General features: G+C 48.8%; 13 protein-coding genes. 5 read left to right on the plus strand and 8 right to left on the minus strand.

Annotation, left to right across the window (positions count from 1 at the left end):
- Position 1: 1 nt before the first annotated feature.
- From PP769_RS05380 to PP769_RS05395, 4 genes are all read right to left on the minus strand, one after another.
- Positions 2 to 997 carry a M28 family peptidase gene (locus PP769_RS05380; RefSeq protein WP_312645897.1) on the minus strand — a complete coding sequence of 332 codons (996 nt, stop codon included), beginning with the start codon at positions 995 to 997 and terminating at the stop codon, positions 2 to 4.
- 401 nt (positions 998 to 1,398) lie between these two features.
- The gene (locus PP769_RS05385; RefSeq protein ID WP_312645898.1) at positions 1,399 to 2,409 is read right to left on the minus strand and encodes a methyltransferase; all 1,011 of its coding nucleotides are present in this window, start codon (positions 2,407 to 2,409) and stop codon (positions 1,399 to 1,401) included.
- An 80-nt stretch (positions 2,410 to 2,489) separates the two neighbouring features.
- Positions 2,490 to 3,317, minus strand: a complete 828-nt coding sequence (locus PP769_RS05390; RefSeq protein WP_312645899.1) for a class I SAM-dependent methyltransferase — start codon at positions 3,315 to 3,317, stop codon at positions 2,490 to 2,492.
- A 450-nt stretch (positions 3,318 to 3,767) separates the two neighbouring features.
- Positions 3,768 to 5,072, minus strand: a complete 1,305-nt coding sequence (locus PP769_RS05395) for an alkaline phosphatase D family protein (protein WP_312645900.1) — start codon at positions 5,070 to 5,072, stop codon at positions 3,768 to 3,770.
- 240 nt (positions 5,073 to 5,312) lie between these two features.
- Between PP769_RS05395 and PP769_RS05400 the strand changes: the two genes are divergently transcribed.
- A complete protein-coding gene (locus PP769_RS05400) occupies positions 5,313 to 5,879 on the plus strand; it encodes a hypothetical protein (RefSeq protein WP_312645902.1) in 567 nt (188 codons plus the stop codon).
- A gap of 36 nt (positions 5,880 to 5,915) precedes the next feature.
- Here PP769_RS05400 and PP769_RS05405 read toward each other — a convergent pair whose 3' ends face one another.
- The 4 genes from PP769_RS05405 to PP769_RS05420 all read right to left on the minus strand — a co-directional run bounded on the left by PP769_RS05405 (position 5,916) and on the right by PP769_RS05420 (position 9,261).
- Entirely contained in the window at positions 5,916 to 6,725 is an 810-nt protein-coding gene (locus PP769_RS05405) for a hypothetical protein (RefSeq protein ID WP_312645903.1), read from the minus strand.
- Positions 6,726 to 6,794: 69 nt separating this feature from the next.
- Entirely contained in the window at positions 6,795 to 7,937 is a 1,143-nt protein-coding gene (locus PP769_RS05410) for a transporter family protein (RefSeq protein ID WP_312645904.1), read from the minus strand.
- Positions 7,938 to 8,150: 213 nt separating this feature from the next.
- Entirely contained in the window at positions 8,151 to 8,450 is a 300-nt protein-coding gene (locus PP769_RS05415) for a hypothetical protein (protein ID WP_312645905.1), read from the minus strand.
- A 415-nt stretch (positions 8,451 to 8,865) separates the two neighbouring features.
- Positions 8,866 to 9,261 carry a CBS domain-containing protein gene (locus PP769_RS05420; RefSeq protein WP_312645906.1) on the minus strand — a complete coding sequence of 132 codons (396 nt, stop codon included), beginning with the start codon at positions 9,259 to 9,261 and terminating at the stop codon, positions 8,866 to 8,868.
- A gap of 1,406 nt (positions 9,262 to 10,667) precedes the next feature.
- On the opposite strand from PP769_RS05420, the gene PP769_RS05425 reads away from it, so the two are divergent.
- From PP769_RS05425 to nuoD, 4 genes are all read left to right on the plus strand, one after another.
- Positions 10,668 to 11,051 (plus strand): NADH-quinone oxidoreductase subunit A, encoded by a 384-nt coding sequence (locus PP769_RS05425; RefSeq protein WP_312645907.1) that lies wholly within the window; start codon positions 10,668 to 10,670, stop codon positions 11,049 to 11,051.
- Positions 11,042 to 11,557: an NADH-quinone oxidoreductase subunit B gene (locus PP769_RS05430; RefSeq protein ID WP_312645908.1), complete on the plus strand. Its 516-nt coding sequence runs from the start codon at positions 11,042 to 11,044 to the stop codon at positions 11,555 to 11,557. The genes PP769_RS05425 and PP769_RS05430 overlap by 10 nt, the downstream gene beginning before the upstream one ends.
- Positions 11,558 to 11,576: 19 nt before the next feature.
- A complete protein-coding gene (locus tag PP769_RS05435) occupies positions 11,577 to 12,071 on the plus strand; it encodes an NADH-quinone oxidoreductase subunit C (RefSeq protein ID WP_312645909.1) in 495 nt (164 codons plus the stop codon).
- Positions 12,072 to 12,229: 158 nt separating this feature from the next.
- Positions 12,230 to 13,372, plus strand: a complete 1,143-nt coding sequence (gene nuoD / locus PP769_RS05440) for an NADH dehydrogenase (quinone) subunit D (protein ID WP_376753423.1) — start codon at positions 12,230 to 12,232, stop codon at positions 13,370 to 13,372.
- The last annotated feature ends 28 nt before the right edge of the window (positions 13,373 to 13,400 follow it).

Here is a 13,400-nt window from a genome sequence, read left to right on the forward strand (position 1 = left end):
TTCAAGGTTGGTTGGCCAAGTCCCTGATGACATGTTGCAGTCCGGTGACCACTCGTGCGAGGTGGTCGAAGTGAATGTGATCAGGTGTATCGTTCGAGGTGTGGTAATTCGGATCCCGAAACAGAGCGGTATCCGTGACCATGAGGGCGGGGAATCCTTCCTGCCAGAATGCCCAATGATCCGACCAGCCTACTCCAGGCAACCACTCAGGTAACGCAGCCCCTTCTGAAGGAAACTGGGTGTGCTGTCGAAAGGACCATACCGCCTGCTGCACCCAATCCCTGTTCGCAAGGTTACTCACAAAACCGATGAAATTTCCCTTTGACGGGTAAATGAGGCTGAGCGGCGGTGGGTATCTTTGGCTGTTCGGTGCCTCTGTATAGTAGCCAATGGTTTCAAGGCTAAGCATGAGGATAATGCGTTCATTCTGCTGGCGACTGCGCTGGGCATACACGCGGCTCCCCATGCTTGGGGTTTGAAAAAATGGAGGTTCTTCGTTGGCGAAGGCCACAAATCTGAGAGTGCGAGAAACAGGGGATTGGGCGAATACCCGGGCCAGGGCCAACATCGCCGCGATTCCGGTCCCGTTATCATTCGCGCCGGGACTCCCTTTGACGGAATCATAGTGTGCGCCAATAAGAAGGATGTCTTCCCGGCGATCCGTCCCGCGTACCTCGGCTTCGATGTTTTCACAGATGTTTCCGGAAACGTCGAATTTTTGGCTGAGGACATCATATCCGGCGGCTTTGAATTCAGTGCGAATGTATTCGGCCGCGAGCATGAGTTTGTCATAGTGAAAGAGATTGCGTTCTCCTATTTGTGTGCTCAGCGTGTGGACATGGGTGTGAAGTTTTTGCTCCAGGTCACGTATTTCGTCGGTCGCTAATGGCAAGGCGCCTTGATAACTGCTCCCCGGCATCCAAATCATTCCGTACCATCCTCCTGCACACACAACGATCAAGGTTCCCGCCATGACGACCCACCGTGAAGTGTTCACCTTTCTCCTTCGACCTTTCAGAATCAGGGCCGATTCATTCCTGCCCGTGTATCTGCCGACTGAGGTGCGGTGTTATTTGGCATTCCGAAGGATTGTTACGATAGGATTATGTGATGAAACAGGAATTGGATCGTCATCAATTTTTATTAACCTTTGAATTTTTGGGATTGCTTGTGCCAGGGGGCTGGCCGGATACGCCTGGGATGAGCTTAAAAAGGTTATGAGGTGATGCATCAGACTCAGCAATGTTTGAAGGTTCCGTCGCGGCATCCATCGGATTGCATCAATCACCAATTGTATGACTCATATGAGCGGCAACAATCGACTTCATCACGGTTGCTTGTGAGCCGTGAGGGTATCTCTACATTCAACCGGCAGAGAATCAGCTCCCAAAACCGGTCTCATTTGATGCCTACTACCATGGAATCCGCTCCGATTAAATGCTCCACGCGGGTTTCGCGAAATCCGGCTTCCCGCAACCACCCGGTGCAGTCCGCGCCGGTATAGTCAAACCCCCCTGGCAACTCGATCAACATATTCAAACTCATCAAGAGACCGAAGGCGTTTGAGCGTCGCTCATCATCGATCAACGACTCGAAGATAATCAGGGCGCCGCTTGGGGGCAAGGCGTCATAAGCTTTGGCGATCAACATTTTCTTTTCTTCCAAATTCCAGTCGTGGAGAATATGGCCCATCGAGAGCACTTCGGCTTTTGGAAGGGGGTCCGAGAAAAAATTTCCTGGATAAAATTGCAATCGGGAGGACAGTCCGAAGGAGTGGACGTATTCCTTAAAAATTGGACCCGTGTCGGGTAAATCAAACCCACCGCCGGTAATATGTTCATGCGCCAATCCCACCTGCACCGCTAATCCGCCTTGGGCGGATCCGACATCAATGAAGGTGTGGTATTGTTTCCAGGGAAATTGAGAGGCGATCTTCCTGCTGGCTCCCATGCTCAACCCTGTCATGGAACTTAAAAACTCTTTCAGGCGCTGAGGATCGCTGTATAATTCTTCAAAGAAATTCTTGCCTTCTTTGACTTCGTTCTGCGGTAGCCCGGTCCGTAATCCCTCGGTCAGATTTCCCCAAAATCGGTAAAGACGGAAATTGACCATTTCCAGCCACCCTCCCAAGTAGGTGGGTTTGGCTCTATCTAAAAACAGGTCGGTCTCGGATGTATTGGCATAGTGTCCATTCTGCCTATCCAACATGCCCAGTGCGACAAGCGCATCAAAAAAATCCCTCGCGCTGCGAGGATGAAGCCCCAGACGTGCCTGCAGGACCTGGGCATCAAGCGGCTGTTTGGCCAACTCGGAGAAGACGCCGAGTTCCACGGCGCTCAACAGTGTCTTGGAGCCCCAGAAGGCCATTCCCAATTGCATGATTCGATCCGGCGTCACTTCCTCTGCCATTTTCCAGTTCCCTTCTCTTCTATAAGAGCCGTGTGGAAAAATAATCGTGCTCGTTGAATTCGGTTAGAGCCCCAGGATGCTTATGGCTTTGGCAACCAACCAGCCATGACACAGCGTTGCGCGAAAAGCGGCACAAAGCTTCGGGTGTCGAGGGAAATCGTATTCATGAATTGGTCTGCCAATGTTTGATCGGCGAAGCATTCATAGACATCGTCTAAGAATCCCCCACGGAGCAACGGATGATACAGGAACTCTTGACCTGGACCGGTGTGCACTTCCAGGGGATATTCTGTCACGTCAATGTTGACCAATCCGCAGGCTGCCAGCCATGTTCGGGCATCCACCGCCGAAGGCCGTTCGGCAAGATAATCGGCAAATGCCTCTCGTTCTTTCGTGAGCCCTTGTTGGGTCATTTCCCGGTCCACGCGTTTCCATAGGGAATCAAACGTTCCAAGGGAGGGAAATGTGAGAACCAATTGCCCTCCAGGCTTGAGAAATCGAGCCAATTGCTGAAGGGCCTCCAGACGGTGAGGCCGAAAAAACATAAAGGACAGGTTGCCCGTGATGCGATCGAATTGGCCGAGATCGGGGGGCAAGGTTCGGACATCCCCAAGGCGAAACTCCAGCCAGGGGAAATATGGTCCCTGAACGGCGCGGGCACGAATGAGTTGGGCGTGATTGGCATCAATTCCAATGACATGGCCACCTGGTCCAACATGATGAGCGAGATAAAAGGCAGGAATCCCATCTCCACAGGCCACATCCAGTATGGTTGCGCCTTCAGAGAGATCCAAGTGGGTCAACAGGCTTTCGGCAAATGGTCTGGACCAGGGATCTTTTTTCGGCAGTTCACACAGCCATGCCGGCGGGTTCTTCAACGAAGATGAATGGGAAGGAGTGGGCATCATGAACCACCGCGGCTGAGCATCAATGAAACCCTAGCATGGTGAGAGCGGATTATTCGAGTGCCCTTGCACCCCCCACATTCTCAAAAGGGCTGTTCCCGGGAAACCCCTGCATGGAGAGCCCCCACAACAGTTTTCAATTTCCTTTGTTGTTCAATCCTGTTCTGGGTCTGAAACAGAGAACGGGGAAACATGAAATTCAAAGAAAACGTGGCGCTTTTTCCTGTGAGGGCCTTGAGATCTAACCATTCCGTGGTGTCCACAATCCCCCATATTTGGAATCTACGGGATTGACGGAGTGGGCTCTGCCTGCACAAGCGGATCCCGTTCTTGGAGCTCTGGGCTGGAAGGATGCACATTTTCCAGGGATTCAGGGGCTGTTAGGGGAAGTGATCGAGTCATGACAACGGCTTTCAAGGCATGCTTCACCAACTGAGAGAACAGGAAATCGGTTTAATTTTCTTCAAGGATGACTTGGTGAAGCAAAGTCTTGTTGGCATCAAACCACTCTATGTGGACCGAGGGCTTCAAGCCATTAGGATCAACGGTGATTTTCCCAAAATTTCGTGAGGCGTCGTTAAAGTACTCAAATCGTGGCTCTCGATCAGAAATTCTGTAATTCATCGAAGCGGCCAGGGGACCGAAAATAAATTCTTTGCGATCCGTCAAACCAGGCATGCGACTCACCGCTCCAAGATGCACATCACCGGCAAGGAACACCACTCCCGTAATGCCCATTTTGTCTAAAAACCGCAAGATCTCATCTCGCTCATCGGGATATTCTCCCCATTTATCGACCCGAGGATCGGAAAAGGGGACGGAGGAGATAATAAATTTAAATCTGGCGGAAGAGGCCTCGAGCTGGGCCAGAAGCCATTGTTTTTGATCAGCTCCCAACATCGTGTTGGTTGCCGGATTTCGATATTGGCGGGTATCCAGGAGAAAGAGTTCCACGGCTTTTCCCCAGCGAAATGTCCGATAGAGACGGGTGGGATCCGGCGTATACTGGCGAATGGGCCAGTAGGTAAAAAAGGCCTCGCGACCAATAGGCATGAGTGGATTCGTTGAAGTGAAGTCACTGTCCACTTCGTGATCGTCCCAGATGGCATAGACACTTGTTTCTGCCAAAAGCCGTCGAGCCAATCCGTCACGGTTTTCTCGATATTTGTGCCAATAGTCCGATAATTCTCGGGCAGGCGTGTCTTTGTCCGCGTAAATAGTGTCTCCCAAAAACACAAAAAAGTCTGGACTCACCGTGCGCATGGTTTCCATAATTGAAAAAGGTTGAAAACTATGGCGCGTATCTCCTCCAACCACAAAGGTCACGGTCGTCACGTCATCTTCAAGTGGAGCCGTGATGAATTGACATGGTCGTCCGGGATCTTTTCCCGGCTCCAGGCTCCGATACCAATACCGTGTTTTCGGGGTCAAAGCCCTCAGGGGAATGTGGGTGGTGAAATCGGTTTCCGGAGAGGTTGTCACCATTTTGGTTTCTTGAAAGGTGGACCACTCTGGGTCAGGGGAATATTGAATTTTCAGGGTTTGGGGGCCAGTGCTTTGCAACCACACGATGGCTTCATGCGGCGTCACATCTCCCACGGCGCAATTAAATTCGCTGCCCCTCTGTTCTGCACTATCCGGCAATTCTATGGAGGCGCACCCTCCCAACACTCCACAAAAGCAGATGAGCAATACCCATTCTTTCATGTGGGCCGGAGCAAGCCTCCATCCCGTTATCCAGGGTGGTTCCGCTTTCATCGTATGGTCAATCCTTTTCAATTTTTCCAGTCGGGAGAAATCTTCTGATGAATATAATAGGGTAAGAGGTTGGAAGGGGATGTCATCCCATTTGACATAATTTCCTCAAACCTGTTAGCCCGCGGGTAATTCGGATAAGGTTCAATCGGGTTCCATCCTTCACCAAAATTTGCACCTTTGCTCTGGCAAAGAATACAATTTTGCTAGTCTCCCTGAATGACGAGGATAAGAGCAACTTTTATGACGCCATTTCCCTTTCTCTGTATTGCCTTGCTTGGGGCATTCCATCTCACTTCCCGGGAGGAGGCTGTCTTCCCTTATCAAGCTGATCACCAACCTTCAATCCGGGTTCAGCCTGTGGCCATGAATACCAATCCGTTTTCGTCGCTTCAAACACGCCCAAAGCTTCCGGTGGAACCGGATGAGTTCGATCCTCGGGAGATCAACGCCTATTATGATTGGCGCAACGATATGTTCTTCAGGGAATTTGACCTGACCGGCTCCGGGTCCGTTAATTTTATGACGGCACGTCGAACCTATAAGGTATGGCTCGACGAGTTCGGCACCCCGGTCGTCTTGACCGTGGGCGATCCGGTGTTTTTTTGGATTGATTTAAATGGAAACGGGAAGTTTGAGCAGGAGCTGGGTGAGATGTTCAAGGATTCCTATGAGGATGGGGTCACCGGCAATGAAGAGCCTTATGATAATAGCGATCTTCAAGAGCCTGCGGGTCCTGGACCGGAATGGAACCCTCCTCCACAAGGAGGTTTTAAGCTCCCGCCCTGCGATTCACGGTTCGGGTGTTGATGATACCCCGGGACCATTCATTTCTTCAGTTGCCCTTCATTCATCCACGAAGGCAAATCCCACCTGCAAATCTCCCCGTGCTTCAATGGTGACTTCCTGGCGCTGTTCACCCAACACCGGATGCCGGACTAACAACGTATAGGTTCCCGGCGGAATTTGTTCAATGGTGAACCGGCCTTCTTGATCAGAAATGGCAAAATACGGGTTGTCCACGACGTACAACCAGTTCTGCATGAAGTCATGCCGATTACATATGATCCGCACCACGACCCCGTCTTCCATTTTGTCTGAGGGAAATACCTGGACGATCTCATCATGAGGTTGAAGATCCTGATTATGAACCGTGCGCAGAATTCTTCCCCTGGTATCCTTGGATACAAAGGAGTGCAGGACATGCTTGATCGAATCTTGGTTCTCAAAGCGCACCGCTTCATTGGCTGCGATCACACCCGTGAAAGGACCAAAATTGCAATCTTGGGTCTCGACCTGAAGTCCGAGGGATTCCCCTCCCAGGTATCGAAATTCACCCGTTCCAGGTAAATTCCCCGTGAAGGTTTTTGGAAAGAACGGTTTTCCCGTATCAATGCCCTCAAGCACGACCACCGCACCAGTCAGGAATCCATCTCGAGATTCAACTTTCATGAGCCTGCGTTCTTGGCCACAAACCTCTGGATTTTTTTCTACCTTAAAGTGTAAAGGCTCTGGCGGGGAGCCTAGGAAAGAAACCCTCCCATGGATGGATCCACCAGTCTGAACATGTCCCACTTCATACGCATGGGACGCACCGGGACCCATGACCAGGGATAGACTAGCCAGTAATATCCACAAAGCATTGTTGATATTCATGATCCATCTCCTTATTTTGCGTTTTCCTAGACTCTCCGGAATTTGAGCCATCCCTACACAATCTTTTTTCTACATAACCATTTGCCATCCAACCCAAAAAGACCAGGCTTGCTTCAATTGCGGACCGTCAAGATATTGATAAATAGGCGCGCCGGCTTCAACATTCAGGTGATTCTCGAGGCCCATAAACTCCGGAAACAGAATATTCACACCTCCCATAAGGTCCAACCGCTGTCCCCCTTGTCGATCAGGGTCGGCGGTTGGGACGAGAGGGATTTGTGCGGGTCCAACTGTCGTTTGGAGTTGGCCGTCTTCTCTCTTGATGTTGTACCATTGTTGCCAGTTCAAGCGCGCAGACGTGCTGATCCAATCAGCCCAACGGTAGGCCCCCCAGGAGTTCACCTTATATTGATTGCCCTCCTTATAACCCTGCTGATTGTATCCGAGACGAACCGTTCCAAGTGCCTGAAACCCCCACGACACATTGTTCCGAACCCCGGTATAGGTCAGTCCGGGTAACAGGTCGACGGTGCCTGAACCCAATCGCATTGGATAGGGCAGCAATGAGTTGTTCCCTAACGGTGTGTTATCCGTAGGATTGATATCGCCGGTCGGCAGCGATACGCCCGTATTCAAATGAAACCGATGGGAACCGATACTGGGTGTTTCAAACGCATACAGTCGCCAAAGGGCCGCCAACTTGGTATCCCCGAATCCGCTGGAGTTGGTCGTAAAATTAACCCCGGCTCTGTTCTGATGTTCCATCTCTTTCATGACGTAGGGAAGCATGGCCATCAGGGTAATTGTATCATTCAAGCCATACATCGCACTGAACATGTGCATCTGCGTCGTCATGTTTTTAGGAGTCACTGCGAAATCCTTTAACACGTCATTGCTGGAAAGATTGTCGGTTCCATTCCGCATCTTGTCCATATACATGTACATATACCGGTAGGTAAACATGAACTCACCCTTGTTATGCGTATGATCCTGCATGACCCCGATGGGAGCGTGGGAATCGGGGCGCTCCGCCTGATAAAAATTGCCGATGATGAGCCGCTCCCCTTTTTCGTCGGCCTTCTTCCCTAATGATTCCTCCACTCCCCCCATGAGACCATCCAATAACGCCCCTTCAGCAGGCGGGAGGGCATAAACGATGCCAACACTTCCAACGATGAGCCCAAAACATAGATATCGAATACTCCTAGTCATATTCTTGCCGATCCTTGTCTTGAATAAATTTTCAGTCAATACAGGTCCAATAAATGAATGATGGCGAATTCTTTCCGAATAAAACCTGTTTAGGGTAAAGGGTGTTTCCGCAGTGCAAAATTCCGCTCGCAAGCTTGTCTAACCAAAGCTTACGAATGAAACACTCTAAATCGAATGTTTTTTTATAACCAATGAAATGCGTAATGATAAAAGCTAAAGGGAGGAAGGGGGGGCACGGGAAGCTGGAGGGATAACAAAAATAACTTGATGAGTGATTGGACGCCAATCTCCAATTTGAAGAAAAGACTCAACCGGCCCATCCACCAGCACCTGTTTAGTTTCTAGTGTTTGCCCTGCAGCACAAAACCAGGTGCAGAGAAGTGTGGAATGAGTCCCTTGATGGTGTTGGGAATGGTGTTGACTGTGTTCAACAGCCTGGGCGGCGAGTATGCCACTCAGGGTCAGTAAACAAAAAACCAGGACGACAACAAATAGGTGAGAAATACGCTTCATTGTGTGGGAGCATAATATTCTTTAAGGCCTGTAATTTTAGTAACAGATAAGGAGACCCCACTTCAACCCTATAAAGATGGGGCATTTTTCTACAAAGCCAGCTTAAAAATGGCTCAAGCTTAAAAATGCAACGGAGGTGTGGGTGAACTGAAATGTTTTGGACGAACAAGACCCCTCAGGATTGCGAGTCCTATGTCAGTAGAGGCACTGAGTCGTATCGAATCTAGGCGTACTTTCTTAAGAAGCGGACATGAAAGATTATTCACTAGAGAGGATGACATGAGGCAAGATTAAAGAAACCCTTTTGCTTACAGGCGTAACAATCACGTGGGAATAATACCCTACACAACATTGATGGCTCGCGAGTATTTCCCCCCTATATTACAAATTTTTTTTGCCACCTTGATTCGCTGAATTAATCTACCCCTATTCTGGGTTCCGAGACACTTCCAAAATACACCAGAAGATCCCGTGCTGAAATTAAACCGACAATTTTCGGTCCATCACACACAACGAGATGGCGAACGCCTAAGTCACCCATCAAATCCAACGCATCGTGCGAAGTTTGGGCCAACTGAATTGTAGGGAGTGGGGAGGTCATGAGATTCTCTACTTTGGTCTCATCCAGGTTTTTCTTGAGGCCAACGGCCTTATGAACAATAGCTGTATCAGTAATGATTCCAACTGGAATACCCTTCCGTTCAACCAACAAGCTTCCAATTCCTTCTTTTTGCATCTTTTCGGCCGCTTGAGTGATTGAAAAACCTTCAGAAATGGTTTTCAGTTCTTTCTGCATAATTTGGACGATCATGTATGGTTCCCTTCTGATGATTGATGTTTGTAATCTTTTTATATTATACCAATTTTCCCATACCGTCACCGTTCTTTTTTATTCTAAATCAAAGGCCAATCGATTAGGCAGGACCGGTCATCACCTAACAAGATTTACCTTATACGGGCCGGAACAACTCCGGGAGATCACCAAAAAAGGCGGAATTCTTTCGCAGATTATTGCCACTTCAAAAGTGGGTATTGGAAATTTTTTCAAAAAACCAATATCGGCCTCGGGCTACTTCGTGTGTCATCACCTATTTTTAACCGAGAAAATAAATGGATTTTTCCCCATGTGTTCTTCACTCACTCATTTAAACCTCGAAGCAATGACCCCATTCCGTATTTTTTTCCAAAAAAGCCGCTAAATCCAAAGGATCCGTGTTCTGATAAATACAGCTTTTTAGAGTCTAGAGATGCTATCCTATTTCTATGCACTCGGAACGTTCACAAAAACCCGCAAGTGATCCAGAAGGAGCACCCTCGCTTCAACCCCAAAAAAGGATCCAAACTCAAATTCACCGTCGTCAGAAAGCAAAAGCGGTTTCTCCTCTGGAAGACGAGTGGAATGACCAATCAGATACCCCGCCTCATCTTCGCACTCCATCCTCGGAGATGAAAAAACACTAAGTTGTTTTGTTGTGGGGGGTGCATCTTCAAGCAGGAAAGGCTTTTAAGACCATTCAGGATTTTGGGGAATATCCGCCTCAACCCTCTCCTTTGTACGTCATTTCCTTCATGGCTTCAGATTTGGCGGTGTATATTGCTTTCTTCAGGGACCTTTCTCCCCTTAAAAATATAATAAGGACATCGGGCACAAAAATTTCAGATTCTTTTGGTTAGGTACCATTTCCCTCTTCCTCCATTTTTATGGTGAAAATCGGAGGCAGACGTTGAATTAAAAGAGTTATATAGCAAGAAAGATGACATTTTTCTAGAATGTATTTAAGCTTTTATACCTAGTTGTGCGATATTTCCCACAACCATTAAAGCTTTAAATGTCAATTGAGTGTCGGGATTACCTTTGCCTTTCTGTCTTGAACAGAGGAACAGCAGGCATGTGCCGAACCTTGATTGAAATGCCAGGAGGCCCAAGCCGTCCAGTCTGATGGGTGGGGAATTTATTCTCTTCCACTTCGGGATATTCATATACTCAAGCTGGTGGAAAATTTTTTACAAGACTATTACCTGTCTACGTTTCCAGGCACAGTATGCGATGAAATCTTATGAAAACTTTACGTTAATCTTCATTTCGAGTGGTGTTGGTCTGAATGGTCCTTAGTCTGTTAGGTCTTTCGTTCCATTGATTCACAAAAAAATAGAGTGCTACGATGCCGGCCTCGGTAGAAGGCTTTGAATTGTAAACTATTTTAGGGGAGTCCCCGGATGTCTGGCTCAGACCTTCTCCTTGAGTATCTGACCAAATTCCTTCCTATCCTGATCTTCATTGGTCTTGCCATGGGGTTTGGGCTGGTCACTCTTGCTCTGTCCTATCTGGTCCAACCTAAATATCCCGAACCCGAAAAGCTTTCGACCTACGAATGTGGATCTGAACCCTTTTCGGATTCACGTATGCCGTTCCCCATTCGCTATTATGTCATTGCGATGCTGTTTGTGATTTTTGATATCGAGGTGATCTTCCTTTATCCTTGGGCAATTACCTTTAATCAATTGGGCATGATCGGGTTTATTGAAATGATGATATTCATTGGATTATTTGTCGTGGCGTATGTGTACGCTTGGCGTAAAGGGGCCTTGGAATGGGATTAATTCAAATCGGGAAGCCACAAAAAGACGGCGATCTGGGGATTATGACTCTTTCCCTCGAAAAAGCCGTAAACTGGGCCCGAAAAGGCTCTCTCTGGCCCATGACATTCGGTTTGGCCTGTTGCGCCATTGAAATGATCGCCGCCGTGTCATCCCGTTATGATATTGACCGGTATGGCGCAGGAGTGTTCCGTGCCTCGCCCCGTCAATCTGATTTGATGATTGTGGCCGGAACCGTCTGTCGCCGAATGGCTCCGGTTATTCGAAAAATTTATGACCAGATGCCTGAACCAAAATATGTGATTTCCATGGGGTCATGTGCCACATCCGGAAATATTTATGATAGTTATAGCGTTGTTCAGGGTGTCGATCGGTTCGTTCCTGTTGATATTTATGTGCCGGGTTGTCCCCCGACCCCGGAAGCATTGTTTGATGGGATTTTGAAATTACAGGATCGGATCATGCAAAAACGGGTGTTCACCAAACAACCGGAGCAGGTCAAAGTCTAAGGAAAGTCACGAACAATTCATGCATCCGATCGCAGAAATGATCCAGAACCGATTTCCTGGAGGGTTTGTGGGGGCCAATGAATGGCGGGGGGACTTGGCGATTACTGTCAAGCGGGAAGCCCTGCATGATGTCTGTTCATATATCCGGAAGGATCCTGACCTGGACTGCGATTACATGGTACATGTCAGTTCAGTGGATTGGCCTGATGATGAAGAACGATTTGAAGTGGTCTATGAAGTCTACTCGATTCGGAAACGCCATCGCATCCGAATCAAAACCCGAGTTCCCGAACACGATTGTCTGGTGGATTCCATGACGGATCTTTGGATGGGAGCGGATTTTATGGAACGTGAAGTGTTTGACATGATGGGGATCCGGTTTAATCGCCATCCGGACCTTCGCCGCATTTTGATGCCGGATGATTACACCGAAGGATATCCGCTTCGCAAAGATTTCCCCGTTCAGGGAAAAGGCTGGCGTGATACCTTTGATTTTTTAAACGACCCGACGTGATTGCCGAGTCCCCCCTTATCGGGGCAAGGTGATCCGGCAGGCTCTAGGCCGATATCATGAAACTGGAAGATCAACGTACGACCGTCTATAAAGTCGATCCGAACCACCCGGAAACGGAGTCGTTGCCCACGCTCCGGACGGAAGAACTGCTTTTAAATATGGGGCCACAACACCCGAGCACCCATGGGGTGTTGAAGGTAATTTTAGAGCTTGAGGGTGAGCGGATTGTAAAATCGACCCCGGTACTTGGCTTTCTTCACCGAGGAGTTGAAAAACTGGCTGAGGGTGGAACGTATCACCAGTTTATACCCCATACCGATAGGCTGGATTATGTTTGCGCGATGTATAACAACTTCGCGTACTGTCGGGCTGTGGAAAAACTCATGGACATCACTCTTCCCGACCGGGCGGAATATCTCCGGACTCTTGTGGCTGAAGTGCAGCGTATTATCGGCCATTTGTTCTGGTTGGGCACCCAGGCCTTGGATATCGGGGCGATGACCGTGTTCTTTTATACGTTTCGTGACCGGGAGATATTGTTGGATTGGTTCGACGAACTGTGTGGTGCCAGACTGACAACAAGCTGGTATCGCATTGGAGGGGTCGAACGCGATTTCACCCCTTCGTTGACGGAAAAAGTCCAAAAATTCCTGGACTACTTTCCTCCCAAAATTGAGGAATATGTGGTATTTTTGGAAAAAAACCGCATCTGGTTGGCCCGAACACGGGGTGTGGCGGTGATCTCTGCCGAAGATGCGCTGAGTTTTGGATTGAGCGGTCCGACCTTGAGAGGATCCGGAGTTGATTACGATCTGCGGAAATATGAACCCTATAGCGCGTATCCTAAATGTGAATTTAGTGTGCCGGTGGGAAAAAATGGAGACACCTACGACCGGTACTGGATTCGGATTGAGGAAATGCGTGAAAGCCTCAAAATTATTCAACAATGCTTGCAGCAAATGGAGCCAGGGCCGATTTTGGCGGATGTGCCGAGTGTGACTTTGCCTCCGAAGGATCGGGTGTTTACGAATCTGGAGTCGATGATTCAACAATTCAAACTTTTTTCGCAGGGATTTGATGCACCAGCCGGGGAAATCTATTGCGGAACGGAAGCCCATAAAGGCGAACTGGGATTTTATATCGTCAGTACTGGTGGCGGTCGGCCTTACCGTCTGAAAATTCGTGCTCCCTCCTTTATTCATATGGGCGCATTCGATTATATGGCCAAAGGCTATATGATCGCCGATGCGGTCACCATTTTTGGCACGTACGATATTGTCATGGGGGAGTGTGATCGGTAGGGATGCCCTACCGGACTACGGCTTGAAT

This window comes from Candidatus Nitrospira allomarina (assembly GCF_032050975.1).
GTDB lineage: Bacteria > Nitrospirota > Nitrospiria > Nitrospirales > UBA8639 > Nitrospira_E > Nitrospira_E allomarina.